The sequence below is a fragment of the Brucella sp. BE17 genome (assembly GCF_039545455.1).
Lineage (GTDB): Bacteria > Pseudomonadota > Alphaproteobacteria > Rhizobiales > Rhizobiaceae > Brucella.
Genome location: NZ_CP154467.1, coordinates 31,469 through 53,605, shown reverse-complemented (window position 1 = coordinate 53,605; position 22,137 = coordinate 31,469). Strand labels below are relative to the sequence as shown.

Sequence of the window (22,137 nt, the reverse complement as noted above, 5' to 3'; positions counted from 1 at the left end):
TGTTCAAAGGGCCGACACGGTCATATATAAAAGGACGAAAAAATACCGTAATGACCTAAGAAAAACCGTCTTTTCCACCCAAGTTGGGGAAAACCATGAAAATAGAATCTCTCTGACAGGCTATCCCTTGTCATAGAGTCATGCCTTATTGTAGTTTCATTTTTAAAGAAAAAGCTACATTTCGTGCGGCGGACCTAGTCACCCGGATAGATATAGTGTTTTTGCCCGGAGCAGTCCGGGGATGCAGTCGGATTCCGGATAACGAGAATGATTGGAGCCCAGGGCAATGAACTGGACAGATGAACGTGTTGAACTCCTGAAGAAATTGTGGAGCGAAGGCTTGAGCGCGAGCCAGATCGCGGCGCAGCTCGGCGGCGTCAGCCGCAACGCCGTGATCGGCAAGGTTCACCGTCTGAAGCTTTCCGGCCGTGGCAAGACCACGACCACTGCCCCGCGCAGCAAGAAGGTGAATACGGTGGCAGCCACCCCGCGCCCCGCAGCCCAGCATGCGAGCGGTGCCCATACGACGACAATGCGCACCGCGACGTCGACGAGAACAGTCGGCGCAACTGCGCTGAAGATGGACTATGACACCGACGTGGTTGCCGAGGCCGTAATCAAGCCCGCCTCCGACGTGGTGGTGCCGATTTCCCGCCATCTCACGCTGCTGCAACTGAGCGAACGCACCTGTAAATGGCCAATTGGCGATCCGCTGAATGAGGATTTCCATTTCTGCGGTCATGAATCGGGTGAATCCAGTCCCTATTGCAGCTACCATTCGCGTCTTGCTTTCCAGCCGACGTCCGAGCGTCGTCGCGCACGCTGATTGAACGGCGGTATTGATTGAAAACCCCAGCACCTTGTGGATGCCGGGGTTTTTTGTTGCGGCAGTTTCAGGACGCGCGCTTAGGCAATCGCACCACGAATGTTGAGCCTTCCCCCAGTTGCGAACGCACAACCAGACGCCCGCGATGGCGGGCCAGAATATGTTTGACGATGGCCAGACCAAGGCCCGTTCCCTTGTGCGAACGGCTTGTCTCCACATCGATGCGGTAAAATCGCTCAGTCAGGCGCGGCAGATGTTCGGCAGCAATACCGGGACCAAAATCGCGCACCGAGGCAACCACTTCCGGCGCATGTCCGCTCTGATCCTCTTCCAGCCGCACAATGACCTTGCTACCCCCCTGCCCGTATTTGCAGGCATTCTCGACCAGGTTCTGGAAAACCTGAATAAGTTCATCACGCGCACCGGAGACAAGCAAAGGCGTGTCCGGCACATGTCGCTCGATAACCACGCCCATGTTCTGAGCCAGCGGCGTCAGCGTATCGGTGACATGGTTGAGGATACCCGTCATATCGACGGGTTCATTAACCGCCAGATGAGCACGCATTTCCAAACGCGAAAGCGAGAGCAGATCATCGATCAGCCGCGACATGCGCTCGGATTGCTTTTGCATGATATCGAGAAAACGGTCGCGCGCGGCAACGTCATTGCGGGCCGGACCTTGCAGCGTCTCGATAAATCCGCGCAGCGATGCCAACGGCGTACGCAACTCATGGCTGGCATTGGCGATAAAGTCGGAGCGCATGCGGTCGATGCGTCGCGTCTCGCTTTGATCGCGGAACAAGAGCACGAAAAGCTCGGGCTGACCTTCACCGTCCACCAGTGCCTTGACGACGGCCTTGTACCAGCGATCGATCGGTACGCGCTCGAAATAGTCGATGCTGCGCGGTGCGGCATCTGCAATCACGCCCTGAATGAGCGCATGCATTTCTGGAGCGCGAAAACGCAGATAAAGTGCGGTGCCGCTTTCAAGCGACTGAAAAGCTTCACGTGCCGCCGCATTGGCAAAAAGCACGGTGCTGCGATGGTCGAAAACGATCATCGGATCGGTGAGCAGGTCCGCAAGCCGCTCGCCCGAAACGCCCGCCATTTCGCTATGCCCCACAGTTTTGACAGGCCCCGCCTCGGTTTCACCATGGCCGACTTCATTGGAAGTCCACACAGCGCCTACAACGACCAGCCCCAGCAGGACAGCGCGAAACCAGAATGGCAATTCCAGCGCCATTATGCACAGTGCGAGAACCACGCTGACGACAAGAATGCCTTTGACACGAGCAAGCGGCGCAAAAAGCGATGCAGCACGACCCTGCGTCTCATGTTCCGTCGTTGAACCGGCGCGGCTTTTTTCACTCATTTCATCGTCTCCGCTCATCCGCCTTAATAAAATTCCAACATGCCGTCTTTGCGCAACTTTTAATCTTCCCATATCATGCTTTGCTATACAGGAAAGGAATTTGCCGTGGGTGACAGTTCTAAGACAGAAAACAAGAAGAAGAGTGCTCCTTTGGTTACGAAGCCTATAAAACTCACCATTGGCGGTAAGAAACACAAGTTCGACATCAGCGATCCCGATTTGCCGGAGTGGATCGATGATCAGGCCTTGCAATCCGGTGACTATCCGTATCCCGCAAGAATGAACAAAAAAGAATATGAAGAAACGCTGGAGCGACTGCAGATCGAACTGGTAAAACTGCAATACTGGCTGCAAAACACCGGCGAGCGGGTCATCAGCGTCTTTGAAGGCCGTGATGCTGCGGGCAAGGGCGGCACGATCTTCACCATTCGCCAGTTCATGAATCCGCGTACAGCGCGCAATGTCGCCTTGCCAAAACCCACCGAAACCGAGCGCGGGCAATGGTATTTTCAGCGCTATGCCGCGCATTTTCCGACGGCGGGCGAATTCGTGACTTTTGATCGCTCCTGGTATAATCGCGCTGGCGTTGAGAAGGTCATGGGTTTTGCCACCCCTGCGCAGATAGAAACATTTATGACCGAAGCGCCGGATTTCGAGCGCATGATCGTCACTGATGGTATTCATCTGTTCAAGTTCTGGCTCGATATAGGTCAGGAAATGCAGCTCAAGCGTTTCCACGAGCGTCGTCACAGCCCGCTCAAGAATTGGAAGTTCTCGCCCATGGATATCGCTGGCATCGAGCGCTGGAACGACTATTCCGATGCTCTGCACGTCATGTTAGAGCGCACCGATGCCGGCTATGCGCCATGGACGCTGATACGCGCCAATGACAAGCGGCGCGCTCGACTGGCCGCCATTCGACGCATCCTTTTGACACTGCCCTATGACGAGCGTGATCTCGACGCCATCGGTGCCGAGGATCAATCCATTATCGGCCGTGGGGCGGCATTCATCGCACCTTCTTCAGAAGAAAAATAGAACACCGACGGAATATGAGGGGTTTTTTCCCACAAATGCGGCTCATGAGTGAGTTGCCATACCGCCCGCCACGCGGAGAGGGAAATCAGCATCCAATAGAGCGGTATCGCGAAGAAATACGCATAGCCGTTGCGTTCTGTCGGCTCCAATGTGCGCGAACCCAGAATATAAAAGCTTAAATAGGCGAGCAGGATATTGGTCACGTCAAGACCAAGTAGAATGAGGTTGTTGGGCGTTAACGGCGCTCCGGCCAATTTTATCAAAAGCCCAATGAGCATGCCCACCATGAACGGATGCAGCAATGCGGAGCTGATAATACCAACCGTATAGATCTGGTTGATCGCAAAGCGCCACACACCAAGTTCGCGCATCGCATCATAGGGGTTACGAAGATGAACCAGCCAGGTCTGTATCCAACCCTTAATCCAGCGGGTGCGCTGCTTGCGCCAGGTGCCGTAATCTTCGGGTGCGTCCTCTATCGTACCGCGACCGATCACGTCGATGTGGTAGCCGAAACGTGACAATCTGATGCCGAGATCTGCATCTTCGGTGACATTGAAAGGGTCCCAGCCGCCGACATCCAGAAGTGCGGTACGGCGAAAATGATTGGACGTACCGCCCAGCGGAATAACCAGCCCTTGCGTCGCCAGCCATGGCAGAAGTCCACGGAAAAGTGCCGCATATTCGAAGGCGAACATACGTGTGATTGTGTTGCGACGGAAATTGCCGATGATCAGCGGAGCCTGCACGCAGGCGAGTTTGGCACCTCCCGCCTGAAATGCCTGCCATGCCTCACGCAACTGATCGGGATGCGGACGATCTTCCGCATCGAACACCGCAATAATCTCGCCGCGTGTAAATTGCAGCGCATAGGTCAGCGCATTCGGCTTGGTACGCGGCCCACCGAGCGGCACGGTAATCAGTTCGAAATGCGCTGGAAGCTGCTCCCGCCTTATCGCAGCGCGCGTATCGAAATCGTCCTCCTCGCATACGAGCTTGATTTCGAGCTTGCTCTTCGGCCAATTGAGGCGATCCAGCGCCCCCACAATTTGTGCGACGACGGCCTGCTCGCGATAAAGCGGCACCAGAACCGAATAGACGGGCAGAGCGCGTGGGCTTACCGGCAAAAGGCGGCTGAACTGCAAACGCTTGCCTTTTGCTGCCGCAAAAAGACGGATCAGCACACAGCCGAAAAAGAACATGGTCAGGAAAATATGCGCTGCCAGCACTGTCGGGAACGGCCAGCTAACGATACAGGCCACCAGAACATAAACCACCGTGGCAATGGCGATGGCCTGTGGCGTATGCAACACCCGCGATGCAGAAAACACAAGCGGTGTCATTTTGCTCGCACGCTCGATCAAATGCTGGCTATGACGTTGGCGAAGGGTGCTACGCAGAACAGTAGGCGCACAGATGCGAATGCGATTGCGCACCAGAGGCGACGCACGCACATGATCGAGCAGCATCCGCAGGCGGTTCTCCGTCGGCGCAAGATAGAGGCAGGTATTGCCGTCCTCCCCGATGACCATGACCTGCCAGGCATCGGTGAAGCCGGCAAGCTTTTCCTCCCCCGAAACCAACACGCGCGAGGTCGGTATTTCCTCCGTATAGTCAAGCCCTAGAAGCTCCGCGATCGCTCTATAGAGCAGAGCTTCCGTCATGCCGGACTGCTGGACCAGTTCACTACAAAAAGACGTTCCGTTTTGCACGGCGTCCCGATAGGCGCGCAAAAGCGAACATCGCGAAATCCCCCACCGCTGCAATCTGGCAGATATGGCTCCGCATATCTCCAGATCGAAGCCCCCAGATAGATTCTTCATAATCCCCCGCGATATAAAGAAAGCTATATATTCAGTATTTAGTCCATTAACTATTGCTAATAAGCAATTATACTTTATGTTCCGCCCCACATAATCTTACGTATATTTTAACTTTAAATATTGCCCACAAAAAAGCAATCAACAATTCGTCTAATACGGGGGCTTCGTTTGGTTTCCAAACCATAAATCCAGTGCAACGCAAAACCGCGGACACATAGAAACTTGATAGAAATCAAGACTGTAAATCTAATTTACCCATAGAGAGGCTTCGTCCCCGTTGTTAAAAATGCGCTTTGATGAAAAAGCTTTGGCAAGATTTTACGGGTAATGGTGTTATGAAGCGGAATAGGAAACAGAGACGCAGATGAAGGGAACCAGTTGATGAAATGCCATCTTGCAATGGGCCGCCTCCATCTGACGCGATTGGGATGCGCTGCAGCTCTGGCGATGAGCGCAACCATGCCATGGCCCGCAACGATCGCCCGCGCACAGGATGTACCCGCCGCGCCAAGCTTTCTCAATGAGCGTGAACGGCTGCCGCTGCCATCGTTGCGCGGCCTCAATCGTCTGCGCTTTGTGACGACGCTGGATTTCCCTCCCTTCAATAGCCTCAACGATCAGGGCCAGCTGTCGGGATATCATATCGATCTTGCCAGAGCGCTCTGCGGTCAGCTTGGCATCGACGCGATCTGTCAGATAGAAGCGCTGCCGTGGGCGGAACTGGAACAACGATTGATACGCGGCGAAGCCGAGGCAATCATCGCCGGATGGCAGCCAAGCGAGGTCAATCGTAAAGATTTTGTTTTTTCACGCAGCTATATGCGTTTGCCAGCGCGTTTTGCGACAAGAAACAACAGGCCGCTCACGCAAGCCGCCGCACTTGAAGTACGCGACAAGACAATCGGCGTCATAGCTGGCCAGGCGCATGAGGAGATCCTCAAAGCCTATTTTCCGCAAGCCATTGCGCGGCCGTACCCGGATCGCACAGCTATGCTTGTCGATTTGAAAGACGGCAAGGTCGACGCCGTGTTCGATGACGGCATGACGCTTTCTTTATGGCTGAACAACGCGGCAAGTGATAGTTGCTGCGCATTTGCCGATGGACCCTATCTCGCACCGCAATATCTGGGCCCCGGGTTCAGCATCGCTGTCACCCAAAGCAATGCTTTCATCGCCGCAGCCTTCGACAATGCCTTGCAGAGCCTGCAACAGAAGGGCACGCTGACTGAACTCTATCTGCGCTATTTTCCGAGTAGTTTTTACTGAAACTATCGCAAACTACCCGCTCAACCGGTACTCAGCCACCATAGCCCCGACACGCATTGTTCTTAACCGGCTTCGCCACAAGGTGCGCTATTCTGACGCAGGCCGTCAGGCTATCAATTGATATTTTCAGAATTTTTTGAAATTTCCGACATATCGATACTTACAGTACGAAAGTAAAAATATTCTATATCAAGAATTTAAGCGGATAATTTCGGCTTAAAAAGCCAAAGGCCAGTCGATACCAGCGATGATTTCTGCGCTTTTATCACAAAAATAAGAAAAAATGAATATATTTATTATGTCTTGAATAATTTCTTCTTTGCTCTCAATCTCTGTATGAGAGAAAAAGGAGGATATGTGATGGTTGATGGCGTTATCGCCCCCTGGTACGACACTCCGCAACAAGTAGAGCATACAGCCCATAAACAAGCTTACGTGTTTCTTGGCATCATGCTGGCTGGACTCAGTGTCCCTGCCGCTTTTCTGGGGTGGGCCCTGTTCCACGCCATAATGATTTATCTTCAATAGTCTTTGGATGTGAAACAACCGCAATGAATAAAGCCCCGCCTTGCAGCGGGGCTTTCTTTTTTCGTCATCGGAGTAGCTATCTGACGCTGCCGACCGGACGATCAGGCGCTGCAGGTGTTTCCGCAATGACCGCATCGTCATCGTCGTCTTCACGTTTCTTCACGTCCTTCCAGGCAATCAGCCGGTAGAACATCGGCACGAAGATCATGGCGATGAAGGTTGCAGCCAGCATCCCGCCGATAACGCCGGTACCGATGGCGTGGCGGCTTGCGGAACCCGCGCCCGTGCTGGTGGCGAGCGGAACGACACCTAAGATGAAGGCCAGCGACGTCATGACGATCGGACGGAAGCGCAGACGCGCCGCCTCTGCTGCCGCCTCGAAGGCGGTCTTGCCTTCTTCGCGCTGCAACACGGCAAATTCTACGATCAGGATCGCATTCTTTGCCGCAAGACCGATGAGCGTCACCAGACCGATCTGGAAATAGACGTCATTGGTGAGCCCCCTGAGATGAGTTGCGAGCAACGCACCGAACAGCGCAAAGGGTACGGCCGTCAACACCGCCAACGGCAATGTCCAACGCTCATATTGCGCTGCCAGAATGAGGAACACCATGATCAGGCCGAAGATAATCGCCTGTGAGCCGGAGCCACTGGTCGACACTTCCTGATAAGCGGACCCCGTCCAGGCGATCTGGTAATCCTTGGGCAGCACTTCGGATGCCACTTCCTGCATGGCCTGAATGGCATCGCCTGATGTGTAACCGGGGGCAGGATTACCCGTGATCTTGGCCGCATTGAACGCGTTGAAACGTTCAAGCTGGTCGGGACCGACAATTCGCTGGACGGTGACAAGCGCATCGAGCGGGATCATGCTACCCGAATCAGCACGAACGAACACATGTTTCAGATCGCTCGGATCGCGGCGGAAATCGGCTTCCGATTGCAGATTAACCTGATAGTTACGACCGTACAGCGTAAAATCATTGACATAAACACTGCCGAATGTCGCCTGCATGGCTGTAAAGACTGAGTTGATCGGAACGCCCATGGCCTTGGCTTTTTCACGGTCGAGCTGGATGTCATATTGCGGGACATTCGGATCAAACGTCGTGCGCACACCGGCCAGTTCGGGTCGTTTTGCGGCTGCATCGGTCAAAAGCTTGATGGCATTGGTGAGTGAGGCAACGCCGCCGCCCGAGCGGTCCTGCACGTAAAGCTCAAAACCGCCGGTGGTGCTCAATCCAAGGATTGGCGGCGGATTGAAGGCCAGCACCATGCCGTCCTTGATACCTGCATTCATGCCCATGATCGTACCGGGCAGATTGCGCGCATCGAGATCCGGCGTCGTGCGTTCCTTCCAGTCTTTGAGCATGATGAACATCGTACCGGAACTCGTCTTGAGGCCACCCGAAAGAAGGTCAAACCCTGACACAGCAAAGACGTTTTCAACCGCCGGATGCTTACGAATGTTTTCGCTGGCCTGATTGAGAACATTGGTCGTGCGCTCAAGAGAAGCCGCGGGCGGCAAAACTGCAACGCTGAACAGGAAGCCCTGATCCTCATCGGGCAGAAGCGAACCCGGAACCTTTTCGAAGAGGTAATAGGTCGCACCGATGACACCGGCGAAGATCAAGAGACCGATGGCGATACGTTTGAGAAAGAAGCGCACCGCGGACGTATAGCCGCTGGTAATCCGGTCAAAGAAGCTGTTGAAGATGCGGAAAGGCAGGATCGGCTCGTGATGGCCGGGCTTGAGAATGAGTGCGCAGAGCGCTGGCGTCAGCGTCAGGGCCACAATACCCGAGAGCACCACGGAAATCGCGATGGTGACAGCGAACTGCTTGTACATTTCGCCGACAAGACCGCCCATGAAGGCCACCGGAATGAACACCGCGCATAGCACGAGAACAATCGCGATCACCGGCTCCGTTACTTCGCCCATGGCCTTGATCGCCGCCTTGCGCGGCGACAGCTTTTCGGTCGTCATGATGCGCTCGACGTTTTCCAGCACCACGATGGCGTCATCCACCACGATACCGATAGCCAGCACCAGACCAAACAGCGTCAAAAGGTTGATGGAGAAACCGAGCACATACATGCCCGCGAACGTACCGATGATAGAGATCGGAACAGCGATCACCGGAATAAGCGTCGCACGCCAGTTCTGCAGGAAGACGAAGACGACAAGCACCACAAGGATGATCGCTTCGATGAAGGTGTGGACCACTTCCTCGATCGAGACCTTGATGAACTTGGTCGTGTCGAACGGCACCGAATAATCGATACCCGCCGGGAAAGCCACTTTCAGCTCATCCATGCGTTTCTCGATCGATTCCATCGTATTGAGCGCATTGGCGCCCGGCTGCAGATAAATGGCGATCGGCACGGCAGGTGTGCCGTTCAGCTGACTGTCGACGAAATAGCTTTCCGTACCCAGCTCCACCCGTGCAACATCCTTGAGCCGCAACGTCGCGGCATTGCTCGTCGAGCGCAGGATGATGTTTTCGAACGCCTTGACGTCCGGCAGACGTCCCTGTGTCGTGGCCGTATAAGTGAAGGGGCCAGCCTGACTGTCGGGCTGATCGCCAAAGCGACCAGCCGCATATTGCGCATTCTGTTCCTGAATGGCCGTCTGCACGTCGCTCGGCGTCAGATTAAATTGTGCAAGCCTGTCTGGACGCAGCCAGACGCGCATCGAATAATCGATATTGCCGAGCAATTGCACATCGCCCACGCCGGGAATGCGTTTAAGATCGTCGATGACGTTCAAAAGCGCATAATTGCCAACATAGGTGCGGTCATAATTCGCATTTTCGGAGAACATCGCGACCATGCCGAGAATGGTCGAAGAGCGCTTGGCGACAGTGACGCCAAGACGCTGCACTTCCTGAGGCAGCGACGATGTCGCCTGTTGCACACGGTTGTTAACATCAATCGTTGCCTGATTGGGGTCGGTTCCGAGCGCAAAGGTAACAGTGAGCTGCATCATGCCGCTGCCAAGGCTGGAGGACTGCATGTAAAGCATGTTCTCGACGCCGTTGATCTGCTGCTCAAGAGGAGCTGCAACCGTCTGCGCGACAGTTTCGGCACTCGCACCGGGATAGGTTGCGCTGACCACCACCTGCGGCGGTGTCAGTTCTGGATATTGCGCGATCGGCAGGATGCGGATGCACACCAGTCCGGCCAGAACGAGCACAATGGATATGACCGCGGCAAAGACCGGACGGTCGATAAAGAAACTTTTCATTATTTATCCGCCGCCTGTTCTTCATCAGCCTTGGGGGCCGCCTTGGGATCCGCCTGAGGGTCACCTTGTGGGGAAGCCGCATCCGTTTGGGTCTGCTCTGACGCAGGTTCAGCCTTGACCGGCGCACCGGGCGCAACCTTGATAACGCCTTCTGTTATCACCCTGTCTCCAGCCTTAAGACCATCGCTGATCAGCCATTCGTCGGTAAGCTCACGACCGATGACCACCGGACGCACTTCAGCCTTTTCGTCCTTGTCCACGACATAGACGAACTGGGCCTGCGGCGTCTGCATCAATGCGGCCTTGGGGATGGTGATGCCGTCCTTGACATGAATGTCGAGAATGGCAGCACGCACAAACTGTCCGGGAATGAGACGGCGATCCGGGTTCTGCACCACTGCGCGCACGCCCAGCGTTCCGGTTTCGGTATCGAGCGTCGATGAGGTGAAGTCGATCGTGCCGTCCTGATCATAGGCCTGACCGTCGCCGAACAGAACCTGGATTTTCAGACGGTCGGCATCCGCGCCGGTCGCGCCGCGCTCCTTGCGCAGACGCTGGATTTCCGCAGCTTCCGTATCCGTGAACGAGAAGTTCACGTAGACGGGGTCGAGCTGCGTAATCGACGTCAACAGACTGGAGGCCGCATCGGTGCCGATGAGGCTACCCTCCGACACCTGCTCCTGCGAGGTAATACCGCTGATAGGAGCGGTCACCTTGGTATAGTCCAGATTGAGCTGTGCTGTGCTCAACTGCGCCTGTGCAGCGGCAACCGCCGCCTTGTTCATGTCGCGTGTCGCAAAAGCAGTATCGCGTACAGCCGCACTCTGCACCCGCTGTTGAACAAGCTGTTCCGCGCGATCAGCGTCAATTATCGACTGCTGATATTGGGCCTGGGCCTGCGCAACCTGAGCCTGCGCCCTTTCGACCTCGGCCTGATAGGGAGCCGGATCAATCTCGAAAAGCACATCGCCAGCGTTGACCTCGGTTCCTTCCACGAAATTGCGGTGCTGCAGGATACCGCCAACACGCGCGCGCACCTGAATTGCACGATAAGCCGAAATACGTGCCGCATATTCATAGGTCACAGGCACGTCATGCGGCTTGATTTCTATAAAGCTGACCTCAGGCGGCGGGGCGCCCGCGCCCGGTGCCTGCGCCAGAACTGGCTGTGCCGTAAAAATAAGAAAGGCGGCTCCTGCCGCGATATGCCGAATAGTACGGTAGATTAACATAATGGGAGCTGCCCTTGCTTAAGTCCGATACGGCCAATTAAACATACATAGTTGTTTGTAAATACGGACTATGTTTTATAGTCAATGGAATGCGTTAAATGATCACGAATGATTTATCCATTCTAGAATTGAAAAAGCAAGCCAGTCCCTCTTTTTATGTGGGTCAAAATGAGCCATGCGCCGCACAAAATCTGATGCAGCCGAAACACGTGAAGCAATCCTCGCTGCCGCTGAGCAACTGTTTCTTGCGCGTGGCGTCAATCAATCCTCGCTGCTCGAGATCGCCGCACAGGCCGGTGTGACGCGGGGCGCCGTCTATTTTCATTTTCATGACAAGCTCGATATTTTCCGCGCTATTATTGGTAACGCACGGTTTCCGCAGGAGGAAATCATGCTGCAGGCGGCAAAACTCAATCACCCCAATCCGCTGCATGTGCTTGAACAATCCATTCTTGCGGCACTGGAAATGTTCGTGACCGACGAAAGACAGCAAGTCATTTTCACCATCATCCACCAACGCTGCGCATATGTAGGCGACATGGCTCCAATCGTCGAACGCATCAGGGAAGCGCGCGATAATGCGCTTTCGCTGTTCGCCGGCCTTCTGGATGTTGCCGGGCGGCGCGACGAACTCTCAGCACAATGGACCGCCTGCAGCGCGGCCCCCATTCTGCTTGCAATCGTCAGCGGCCTTCTCAATGAATGGATGCGCAGCGAGAAAAGCTTCGATCTGGTGGGGGATGGCAGCAAGGCAATCCGGACGTTCATCCAGTCTCTGCGCAAAACAGACTGATTGATCCGCACCAGTGGGCAATTAGCGCCCACAAAATAACGGCCCTTGCCTGAAAGATGTTTTTAAGTTTACGCTTACGTCAATGTAAGACTTGCGCAACAGATCAAACTCGACCACATTCTTATCATGGAAGCAGCCCCGGAGGATGGTGGGCAGGCTTGGGAGATTGGCGGGAACTGTTCGCCACAAAAACGGAACGGAGCAATCCGGGGAGGAAACATGGCAGAAAAAGCGACGGGGAAGACGACATCCAAGGCGAGCGCATCCAAGAGCACAAAACCCAAAACGACAGCGCCCAAGAAAACAACAGCACCTAAGGCGGCTCCATCGAAGGCAAGTTCTGCCAAGGTTAGCGCGACCAAAACCACTGCGTCCAAGCCCATTGCATCCAAATCAGGTGCATCCAAACCAAATATAGCCAAAGCCAGCACAGCTAGCACGAAGCCTGCAAAACCGGCTGTCGCCAAAGCACAAGCAAACAAGACTGCAAAGTCCAGCACAAAAACTACCGGCACGGCCAAGGTTGAAACAACGAAAGCCACCACAACGAAATTGTCTGCGCCAAAACCCGCAGCAGCGCAAAAACAAAAGACAACAGGCGCGCAAACCCAGCCCAGCAAGACACCTGCAACGAAGTCAAGCAAGCCCAAACAGACAGCGCAAAAGCTTCAAGAAGAGACCGCACCAAAGCCGGAACGCTTATGGCTCAAATCCTATCCTGCCGATGTTCCGCACGAACTCGAACTTAATCGTTCAACATCGATCGGTGAAATGATCATTGGTGCTTGTCGCCAGTTCGGTGACAATCCGGCTTTTACCTGTATGGGCAAGGATCTCACTTATCGCCAGATGGATGAGGATGCACGTGCCCTCGCAGCATTCCTGCAATCGCGCGGACTGGTCAAGGGCGATCGCGTCGCGGTGATGATGCCCAATATCCTGCAATATCCGATTGCCATCGCCGCAATCCTGCGGGCTGGGCTGGTAGTGGTCAATGTCAACCCGCTCTATACCCCGCGTGAACTTGAGCACCAATTGGCTGATTCCGGGGCAAAAGCGCTGATCGTTCTCGAAAACTTTGCTGCGACTGTCGAAAAGGCGCTCCCGACGCTCAATCTTCCCAACATAATTGTCACTTCAATGGGTGACATGCATGGGCTGAAGGGGCATCTCATCAATTTCGTGGTGCGCAAGGTCAAGAAGCTGGTCCCGGCATGGTCCCTGCCCGGTCATATAGCTTTCAAAACAGCACTCAGCGAAGGCCGCGGCAAATCATTCAATCCAGTTCCGGTTGAAGGCAGCGACATTGCATTTCTGCAATATACAGGCGGCACGACCGGCATTTCCAAGGGCGCAATGCTGACCCACAGCAATATCCTCGCCAATGTCGAACAGATGCGGCTGTGGATGGATGTCGCCTTCCGCAACAAGGGGCGCCCCAAGGCGCTCAACTTTGTCTGTGCCCTTCCACTTTATCATATTTTCGCACTCACCGTGAATGCGATGATCGGCATCAAGCTTGGCGCACGCAACATCCTCATTCCCAATCCACGCGACATTCCGGGTTTCGTCAAGGAACTCAAAAAATATCCGTTCCATATCTTTCCGGGCCTCAACACGTTGTTCAACGCGCTGATGAACAATGGTGATTTCCAGACACTGGATTTCAAGCCGATGATCCTCACACTGGGCGGCGGCATGGCCGTGCAGCGCCCGATTGCCGAGCGCTGGCAGGAGATGACCGGATGCCACATCACCGAAGGCTATGGCCTGTCCGAAACAGCGCCCGTGGCTCTGGCCAATGCGCTTGATGTCACAGAATTCACCGGCACCATCGGCCTTCCCATGCCCTCAACCGATGTCGCAATCCGCGATGATGACGGCAACGACCTTTCGCAGGGCTCTGTGGGCGAAATCTGTGTGCGCGGACCACAGGTCATGAAGGGCTATTGGGAGCGCCCCGACGAGACGGCACGCGCCATCATGGCAGACGGTTTTTTCCGCACCGGCGACATGGGGCTGATAGACGCGCGCGGCTATACAAAAATCGTCGACCGCAAAAAGGATATGATCCTTGTTTCCGGCTTCAACGTCTATCCCAACGAAATCGAGGAAGTGGCGGCGGAACATCCGCGCATAGTCGAATCGGCTGCCATCGGCATCCCCAACGAGCATTCGGGTGAGGTGGTCAAACTCTATGTCGTGCGACGCGATCCCGATCTCACGGCAGATGAAGTAAAGGCTTTCTGTGCCGAACGGCTCACCAATTACAAGCGCCCGCGCGAAGTGGAATTCCGCGAAAGCCTGCCAAAAAGCAATGTCGGAAAAATCCTGCGTCGCGAATTACGCGATTAGCCGAAAAGATCGGGCAATTCGGCAATGGAATGAAGCACGATATCCGCGTGAGGCTCAAGTGCCTCGCGTGGACTGTTGCCCGAAAGCACGCCAACGGCGAATCCTGCTTCTGCGGCACGCGCGGTTTCCAGATCATGCAGATTATCGCCAACCATCGCGATCTCATAGGGCGCTAGATCAAGCTTTTGTGCGAAATAAAGCAGCGGATCTGCATGTGGTTTTGGACGCGCCGCCGTGTCATAACCGATGATGACATCAAAAAACGCTTCGATCCCCAAGGCCTTTACTGTGGCTCGCGCACCTGCCTCTGAATCATTGGTGGCAATACCGAGCCGGTAGCCCATTTCCTGCAAGCTCATGAGCGTTTCGCGCAAGCCCTCTATGGCGACCGCTGAAAGTGCGCCTTGCGCCACGCAATAGCTGTCGAATTCGGCAATCCGCGTCCTGATATCCGTCTCATCATGATCGGGAAACCATAGCCGCACGATGTCGTCCACTGTTCCCGCCGCAATCACCGAATTGGCGCGAAAGCGTGCAGCTTCCCAGTCATAGCCACCGGTATCGAGCAGCAGTCTGGCACGCGTTTCATCGTTATCAGCCGCTCGACGCGCCAGATCCCAAGAAACCGCGAACCATGTGCGGTCGAAATCAATAAGTGTACCGTCCTTGTCGAACAGGATGGCACGGATTTGTTTCAATTTTGCAGATGGCAAAGCATCACTCATCGTTCAAGCGTAAAGAAAACCGGGCTTTAGAGCGCATCCCGAAAAGTGTGAAACGGTTTTCGAATAAGATGCGCGTTAAATCAAAAAGATAGAGCGCCCGGTTTTTAGTCGATTTGGCTTGACCCTATCAGGCTTTGCGGCGTGCATGCAAATGCGCGACAAGCCCTCGCGTGGACGCATCCTTGTCATCAGCACGTTCCTCGCCCGATACCACCGGCAAAAGCGCGGTCGCCAGTTCCTTGCCCAATTCCACGCCCCACTGATCAAAGGCATTGATGCCGAAAATCTGCGCTTCTACGAACACGCGATGCTCATAAAGTGCAATCAGGCGGCCCAGCGCGTAAGGATCAAGTTTGTCGTGCACCAGGGTGAGTGATGGACGGTTGCCGGAAAAAACGCGATGCGGCGCGATACGCTCGACATCGGCCTCCGGCAGATTTTTGGCTTGCAACTGCGCGCGCGCTTCGTCGAGCGTACGGCCTTTCATGAGCGCTTCCGACTGTGCAAGACAATTGGCGAGCAGCATCTGGTGCTGATGATCAAGTTCCGCCTCATGCCCCTTTGCAGCGACAATGAATTCGAGCGGAATCGTATCGGTGCCTTGATGCAGGAGCTGGAAGAAGGCGTGCTGGCCATTGGTGCCAGGTTCGCCCCAGACGACCGGACCGCTCGGACCAGACACCGGCTTGCCGTCAAGCGTCACGCTCTTGCCGTTCGATTCCATATCGAGCTGCTGGAAATAGGCCGCAAGGCGCGTCAGACGCTGATCGTAAGGAATGATCGCACGGCTTGAATAATCGCAAATGGCGCGGTGCCAATAGCCGATCAGGCCAAGCCAGATGGGCAGGTTTTCTTCCAGTGGCGCATCGCGGAAATGCACGTCCATCGCGTGCGCACCAGCCAGAAACTCTCGGAAATTTTTGGGCCCGACCGCGATCATGACCGGAAGACCGATTGCCGACCAGACCGAATAGCGTCCGCCGACCCAGTCCCAGAAACCAAACACGCGCTCCTCAGTAATGCCAAAGGCCGCAACCTTGTCGAGCGCGGTAGAAACGGCCGCAAAATGTGCACCAACCGCGTCTTCACCCAAAGCATCGGCCACCCATTTACGCGCAGTTTGTGCGTTGGTCATGGTTTCGATGGTGGTGAAGGTTTTAGACGCAATGATTACCAGCGTGGTTGCTGGATCAAGTGGAGCAAGGGTGTCGGCGATGTGCGCGCCATCGATATTGGAAACGAAATGCGCACGCGGTCCGTCATGATAAGGGGCGAGCGCCAGCGTCGCCATCACGGGTCCGAGGTCAGAGCCACCAATGCCGATATTGACGATATCGGTGATTTTCTTGCCGGTCGCCCCTTGCAGCGCCCCCGCGCGGATGCCTTCGGAAAATTCCGCCATACGGTCGAGAACGTCCTTCACATCGGTAAGGACATTGTGGCCATCCACCAGCACCTCTTTTGAGGTCGTGTCGCGCAGCGCCACATGCAGAACGGCGCGATCTTCGGTCACGTTGATATGCTCGCCCGCAAACATCGCGCTACGACGGCCCTCAACGTCGGCGGCAAGAGCCAGTTCCTTCAGAAGCGCTACCGTCTCGTCATTGATACGCGCCTTGGAAAAGTCGAACAGAAGATCATCGAGGCTCAGCGAATATTTCTCGAAACGGCTGGAATCGGCCTTGAATGCCGCACGCATGTCTGTGGGTGCGGTTTCTGCCCAGTGCTTTTTGAGCTTTGAAACCGTCGCTTCAAGCCTCGCCGTATCTCTTGCCATAATGTCACTCCAGTCAATCAAATCGATTTAATTTCCATAATAGAGCATATTAGTCGAGAATTGCAGCAGATAAATTACGGTTTTTTCATTGGCCGTACTCTTCCCTGCGGATATGCATCAATTTAGAGCGCATCCCGAAATGTGTGCAACGGTTTTCAGGATAAGATGCGCGCCAAAACAAAAGATCGAATCCTTCTGGAGTAAAGCATGGACCTCACCGGAGAAGAAAGAATTGCAGCGCCCAGAGAAGCGGTGTGGGATGCGCTCAATGATATCGAGACGCTCAAAGCCTGCATTCCCGGCTGCGAGGATCTGGAACGCCTTTCGGAGCGTGAAATCCGCGCCGCTCTCAAGGTCAATCTCGGCATTATCAAGGTCCGTTTTCATGGCACGCTGGAACTCTCCAATATGCAGCAGCCTAAATCCTATACAATCTCGGGGCGGGGCGAAGGCTCGATCGCCGGCTTTGCCCATGGCGTGACCGATGTGGCCCTTCTTGAAGACGGAAACGAAACAATTCTCACTTACATTATTCGCGGTGATGCCGGTGGCAAGATTGCGCAACTCGGATCAAAGCTGCTCGGTTCTGCTGCGCGAAAGATCGCTGACCGTTTCTTTGCCAATATTGCCCAAGCGGCACAGACTGCCGCAACAAGAACGACATGATGCTGCGCGCTCAACAGATTATGGTCTGATATTACAGAACAAGCCAAAGCGCGTCCGCCATGAACCCCAGAGATACCGCGACCTATGTCTTCCTTGCCGTGACGTGGGGTCTTTCCTTCCTCGTGGTCTTACGCGTCGTTGAAGCCTTTGGCTGGGTGGGCGCTGTCACGTTTCGGTCATTCATTGCCGCAGGGACGCTTTATGCCATTGCAAGGCTTTCGGGACGCAGGCTCGATTTTCAGGCAGGCTGGAAACCCTTTACGATTGTGGGCGCCACCACAGTCGCTGGTCAATTGCTCGGGCTTTCCTATGGCACGCCACTGATCGGCACCGCGATGGCAGCTATCTGCGTCGCTTCGATTCCGTTGTTCTCCATGGTCATCAGCCAGCTTTGGGGGCTCGAGCGCATCACGCCGCGCGGGCTCACCGGTCTTTTGCTCGGCATTTCCGGCATCGTGCTGCTGGTCGGCTTTCCTGCAATCAGCGTGACACCCTCTTTCATTGTGGGTTGCGTTGCCGCACTCCTTGCCTGCCTGTTTGCTGCCTTTGGCAGCAATTATGCCAGCCGCCGTCTCGCTACAACCGGTTCATGGGAAACCACAATCGGCGCCTTCGTCTTTGGAGGCATCATGACCCTGCCGCTGATTATCATCGTGCCGATACCAAGCGTGCCAAGCCCGGTCGACATTCTCTATCTGCTTATCTCGGCCTGCGTGATGAGCGCGCTCACCTATGTGCTTTATTTCAAGCTGGTAGGCAGTGTCGGTCCGACTAAAGCCATCAGCGTTGAATTCGTTGTCACCGTGATTGCCGTGCTGGTTGGCGCCATCTTTCTCAAGGAACAGCTTTCTCTCATCCAGTTTTTCGGCGCTGCCATCATCATTGCAGGCTGCGTGCTGGTGCTTGGTTCGCGACCCACATTGTGATTTTCAAGCGCGTGCAATCTGCACTACGCAAACCGTGCCTGTATCGCCTGAGACAGCAACGCAACAGGGCGCTCGGTCCCGCCAGGCACGTTCCACAACAACTCCTCGATCTCGCTCGACGCCACAGGCTCCTGACCGTCTCGAAGCACAAGATGGAAAAGCTCCGCCTCAACCGTTGCATCCACCTCGTTGGCGGCGGGTGCGGACATATTGGCTGCATAGCACAACTGGCCCTGATCGATACGCAATCCCAGTTCTTCCTCGATTTCGCGCAACAGGCAGGTTCGAGCATCTTCGCCCGGGTCGATCTTGCCGCCGGGCTGAAAGAAAATGTCACTGCCGCGCTTGCGAACCAGTAAAAACCGGCCCGCTTCATCGCGAATAATAGCGGCTGCGATTCTTATGATCTTCATGCCCCGCTCTATTTCAATTTCTCTTCCAAAGCCAGAGCCCTCACAAGCTCGCGCTGGAGCCGCGCTTCTTCTTCGACCTTGGGCTTGGTGAAGCGCCCCAGCAGGAGATAGGCGACCGGTGTGACGAAAAGCGTGGCAATCGTAGCAAGACCAAGCCCGCCGACGATTACCCAGCCGAGCGAGACGCGTGCTTCCGCGCCCGCGCCGCTGGCCAGCACCAGCGGCAAACCGCCCAGAACCGAACAGATCATGGTCATGCAGACAGGGCGCAGTCGAATATTCGCGGCCTCCTCGATGGCCTGACGGACATTCATCCCCTTGTCGCGAAGCTGATCGGCGAATTCGACGATCAAGATGCCGTTCTTGGCCATGATGCCGACCAGAAGCACAAGACCGATCTGGCTATAAACGTTCAGGCTGGTTCCGGTCAAAATCATGGCAAAGACCGCACAGCCAAGCCCGAGCGGCACCGTCGCCATGACAATCAGTGCACTGATAAAGCTTTCGAACTGTGCGGCCAGCACCAACAGAATAATGATTATGGCAAAGCCGAATACGATGGCAAGACCAGTCGAGGTTTCGCTCAGCGTGGTGGCTTCTGCCAACGGGATAATGTGGCTGCCGGGCGGCAATAGCGGCTCGGCGATTTCTAGGGCTGCCGCATAGGCATTACCCAGCGCGAAATCCGGACGCAAATTGGTGGTGATGGCCACCGAGCGCTGACGCATTTCACGATTGAGCTGCGGCGGCACCGCCTTTTCAACCACCGAGGCGATGGACGACATCGGCACATAGCGTCCATCCGAAGTTTTAAGGAAAATGTTCTCCAGATCGGTCGGATCGTTGATCGGATTGGACGTCGAGACGAATTTCACGTCGAAACTGCGGTCGCCGACATAGACCGAACCGATCTTGCGTCCATCGAGCACCGACTGCACTGCATTGGCAAGGCCGGTAATGTCGATGCCAAGATCGGAGGCCCTTTCGCGATTGATCTCGACGGAAAGCTGTGGCTGTGTCGGCTCAACCGACAAACGCGGCTGCACGAAACGCGGATCGCTTTCCATTGCATTCACCAGCGCCTGTGCGGCGGGCTGCAGCTTGGCATAATCATTACCCACGATGGCAAACTGCAAACCGTTGCCCGCGCCACGTATACCCAGGCTATTGGGCTGCAAGGCGAAGATGCGCACGGCTGCAATGCCTTCCACGCGTTGCATGATATCGCTCATGATTTCCTGCTGCGTGCGGTGGCGTTCTTTCCACGGCGCAAGAGTCAAAACCATGAAGCCGTTATTGGACGAGCCACCCGAACCCGCAATACCATAGGTGGTTACGATTTCGCCATCGTCACGCAACGGCTTGATTGCTTCCTCGATGCGGGCAAGTTGCGATTGCAGGAAATCAACGCTGATGCCCTGCGGGCCATTGATACGCAGCAACGCCACAGCACGGTCTTCCGTTGGCGTCAGTTCCTGGCGGATCGTGCTGTAGCCAATGACCGATGCCCCGGCAAAAAGCAGTGCCGCTAGCACTACGATCCAAGGTGCTGCAAGACAGGCATGCAGGCTCACACGGTAGAAGCGCGAAAGCCCGCTACCGATGCGGCGCAGAAATTTTGGCCCATGCCCGCCTTGCGATGCCTCGATATTGCCTTCCTTGAGGAAGCGTGAGGCGAGCATCGGGCATAGTGTGAGGGCAACGACGGAGGATAGCAGGATAGCGATCGCCAACACGAAACCGAATTCGCGAAACAGCCCCCCCGCCTGCCCGGGCAGGAACGAGATCGGGACGAAAACGGCTGCCAGCGTCAGCGTGGTCGCGACGACAGCGAAGAAGACTTCCTGGGTGCCAAGAACGGCTGCCGCACGCGGTCCCATGCCCTGATTACGTCGACGCACGATGTTTTCAAGCACCACGATAGCGTCATCGACTACAAGGCCGGTGGCCAATACGAGTGCGAGAAGTGTTAAGATATTGACCGAGAAGCCGGCCAGATAGATCGCTGCAATCGTACCGATAAGCGCCACCGGCATGGAAAGGGCTGGAATAAGCGTTGCGCGAATATCCCATAAAAACATGAAAATGATCACCACCACGATGATGACCGAGGCGATCAGCGCAATCTGGACTTCGTGGATAGCGCCGTTGATAAAATTCGCATCGTCACTGGTGACGGTGATATTGACACCCGGCGGCAATGTCTCTTCCAAATTGGCAACAGCTGCACGGATGCCTTGCGAAATATCCAGCGTATTGGACTGCGCCTGCCGCACGATGCCAAGGCCAATGGCAGTCTTGCCATTGGAACGCACAGAAGAAGTTTCGATATCGGGGCCAAGCGTCACGGTCGCGACATTGCGGATCTGGGTGCGGCCCTTGATATAAACGTTTTCAAAATCCTCAGGCTTTTCGAGGTTAGCTGTGGCACGCACCACGATGGACTGATCGGAGGAGCGCAGCGAACCAGCCGGTGCATCGAGCCCCATGGAATTGAGCGCGGCGGCTACATCGGCGATGGTCAGGCCATAGCTTGCCAGCCGCCCCTGATCGATGTCGATGCGGAAGATTTTTTCGCGGTCGCCGTTGATCTGCACATCCGCGACGCCGGGCACCGCCGACAAAACATCCTCGATGTCGTCTTCAATCAGCACGGTCATGTTGTCGACCGACATAGTGTCCGACGTCACCGACAGACGCATGACCGGATCGGCATTGGCATCCGCCTTGATGATGCGTGAGGGGTCGGCTTCCTCGGGAACCGTGTTGGCAACGCGCGAAATGGCATCGCGCATATCAGCGGCGGCGACATTCAAATCGACGCCGTCATTGAATTCCACCGTCACGCGGCTGCGCTCGAATGAAGAGGTGGAGGAAATCGACTTGACGCCGGAAACGCGCGCTACGGCATTTTCCAGAACCTGCGTCAGCTGTCGGTCGATTGTTTCCGCCGAAGCTCCGCTGAAGTCGGTGCTGATGGTGACGACCGGACGGTCCACATCGGGCAATTCGCGAATATCGACACCGGTAAAGGCGGCAAGGCCCGCCACGATGATCAGCACATTGATGACGAAAGCAAAAACCGGGCGGCGGATGAAAAGTGCCGTCGAACCACCATGATCGGCGGGCGCAGATGGGGGATTGCTCACG

General features: G+C 55.4%; 17 protein-coding genes. 8 read left to right on the top strand and 9 right to left on the bottom strand.

The window, feature by feature from the left end:
• Positions 1-286: 286 nt before the first annotated feature.
• Positions 287-826: a GcrA family cell cycle regulator gene (locus AAIB41_RS00240; protein ID WP_343313540.1), complete on the top strand. Its 540-nt coding sequence runs from the start codon at positions 287-289 to the stop codon at positions 824-826.
• A 67-nt stretch (positions 827-893) separates the two neighbouring features.
• On the opposite strand, the gene AAIB41_RS00235 is transcribed toward AAIB41_RS00240, so the two are convergent.
• Positions 894-2,198, bottom strand: a complete 1,305-nt coding sequence (locus AAIB41_RS00235; RefSeq protein ID WP_343313538.1) for an ATP-binding protein — start codon at positions 2,196-2,198, stop codon at positions 894-896.
• A 105-nt stretch (positions 2,199-2,303) separates the two neighbouring features.
• Here AAIB41_RS00235 and ppk2 point away from each other — a divergent pair, with 105 nt between their 5' ends.
• Entirely contained in the window at positions 2,304-3,236 is a 933-nt protein-coding gene (gene ppk2, locus AAIB41_RS00230; protein ID WP_343313535.1) for a polyphosphate kinase 2, read from the top strand.
• Here ppk2 and AAIB41_RS00225 read toward each other — a convergent pair.
• On the bottom strand, positions 3,179-5,059 hold the full coding sequence (locus tag AAIB41_RS00225; protein WP_343313533.1) for a glycosyltransferase: 1,881 nt from the start codon (positions 5,057-5,059) through the stop codon (positions 3,179-3,181). The two genes, ppk2 and AAIB41_RS00225, sit on opposite strands and share 58 nt — an antisense overlap.
• A 447-nt stretch (positions 5,060-5,506) precedes the next feature.
• Here AAIB41_RS00225 and AAIB41_RS00220 point away from each other — a divergent pair, with 447 nt between their 5' ends.
• Together AAIB41_RS00220 and AAIB41_RS00215 are read left to right on the top strand one after the other, a co-directional pair.
• Positions 5,507-6,325, top strand: a complete 819-nt coding sequence (locus tag AAIB41_RS00220; protein WP_343314753.1) for a transporter substrate-binding domain-containing protein — start codon at positions 5,507-5,509, stop codon at positions 6,323-6,325.
• A gap of 360 nt (positions 6,326-6,685) precedes the next feature.
• Complete coding sequence (locus AAIB41_RS00215; protein ID WP_343313531.1) at positions 6,686-6,853, top strand: hypothetical protein; 168 nt, start codon at positions 6,686-6,688, stop codon at positions 6,851-6,853.
• Between the two features lie 76 nt (positions 6,854-6,929).
• Here AAIB41_RS00215 and AAIB41_RS00210 read toward each other — a convergent pair whose 3' ends face one another.
• Both AAIB41_RS00210 and AAIB41_RS00205 read right to left on the bottom strand, forming a co-directional pair.
• Positions 6,930-10,100, bottom strand: coding sequence for an efflux RND transporter permease subunit (locus AAIB41_RS00210; protein WP_343313529.1), 3,171 nt, complete (start codon positions 10,098-10,100; stop codon positions 6,930-6,932).
• Complete coding sequence (locus tag AAIB41_RS00205; RefSeq protein ID WP_343313527.1) at positions 10,100-11,332, bottom strand: efflux RND transporter periplasmic adaptor subunit; 1,233 nt, start codon at positions 11,330-11,332, stop codon at positions 10,100-10,102. Before AAIB41_RS00205 ends, AAIB41_RS00210 begins: the two co-directional genes overlap by 1 nt.
• 175 nt (positions 11,333-11,507) lie before the next feature.
• On the opposite strand from AAIB41_RS00205, the gene AAIB41_RS00200 reads away from it, so the two are divergent.
• A complete protein-coding gene (locus AAIB41_RS00200) occupies positions 11,508-12,125 on the top strand; it encodes a TetR family transcriptional regulator (RefSeq protein ID WP_343313525.1) in 618 nt (205 codons plus the stop codon).
• Between the two features lie 74 nt (positions 12,126-12,199).
• On the opposite strand, the gene AAIB41_RS00195 is transcribed toward AAIB41_RS00200, so the two are convergent.
• The gene (locus AAIB41_RS00195) at positions 12,200-12,745 is read right to left on the bottom strand and encodes a hypothetical protein (RefSeq protein WP_343314820.1); all 546 of its coding nucleotides are present in this window, start codon (positions 12,743-12,745) and stop codon (positions 12,200-12,202) included.
• Here AAIB41_RS00195 and AAIB41_RS00190 point away from each other — a divergent pair.
• Entirely contained in the window at positions 12,678-14,480 is a 1,803-nt protein-coding gene (locus AAIB41_RS00190; protein WP_343314752.1) for a long-chain-fatty-acid--CoA ligase, read from the top strand. The two genes, AAIB41_RS00195 and AAIB41_RS00190, sit on opposite strands and share 68 nt — an antisense overlap.
• On the opposite strand, the gene AAIB41_RS00185 is transcribed toward AAIB41_RS00190, so the two are convergent.
• On the bottom strand, positions 14,477-15,205 hold the full coding sequence (locus AAIB41_RS00185; RefSeq protein ID WP_343313523.1) for an HAD family hydrolase: 729 nt from the start codon (positions 15,203-15,205) through the stop codon (positions 14,477-14,479). The two genes, AAIB41_RS00190 and AAIB41_RS00185, sit on opposite strands and share 4 nt — an antisense overlap.
• Before the next feature lie 127 nt (positions 15,206-15,332).
• Positions 15,333-16,982: a glucose-6-phosphate isomerase gene (gene pgi, locus AAIB41_RS00180; RefSeq protein ID WP_343313521.1), complete on the bottom strand. Its 1,650-nt coding sequence runs from the start codon at positions 16,980-16,982 to the stop codon at positions 15,333-15,335.
• A 207-nt stretch (positions 16,983-17,189) separates the two neighbouring features.
• Here pgi and AAIB41_RS00175 point away from each other — a divergent pair, with 207 nt between their 5' ends.
• On the top strand, positions 17,190-17,648 hold the full coding sequence (locus tag AAIB41_RS00175) for a carbon monoxide dehydrogenase subunit G (protein WP_343313519.1): 459 nt from the start codon (positions 17,190-17,192) through the stop codon (positions 17,646-17,648).
• Between the two features lie 59 nt (positions 17,649-17,707).
• Entirely contained in the window at positions 17,708-18,574 is an 867-nt protein-coding gene (locus tag AAIB41_RS00170) for a DMT family transporter (protein ID WP_343313517.1), read from the top strand.
• Positions 18,575-18,597: 23 nt separating this feature from the next.
• On the opposite strand, the gene AAIB41_RS00165 is transcribed toward AAIB41_RS00170, so the two are convergent.
• Both AAIB41_RS00165 and AAIB41_RS00160 read right to left on the bottom strand, forming a co-directional pair.
• Complete coding sequence (locus tag AAIB41_RS00165) at positions 18,598-18,987, bottom strand: NUDIX domain-containing protein (protein WP_343313515.1); 390 nt, start codon at positions 18,985-18,987, stop codon at positions 18,598-18,600.
• Between the two features lie 8 nt (positions 18,988-18,995).
• Positions 18,996-22,136, bottom strand: coding sequence for an efflux RND transporter permease subunit (locus tag AAIB41_RS00160; protein ID WP_343313513.1), 3,141 nt, complete (start codon positions 22,134-22,136; stop codon positions 18,996-18,998).
• Position 22,137 lies beyond the last annotated feature (1 nt).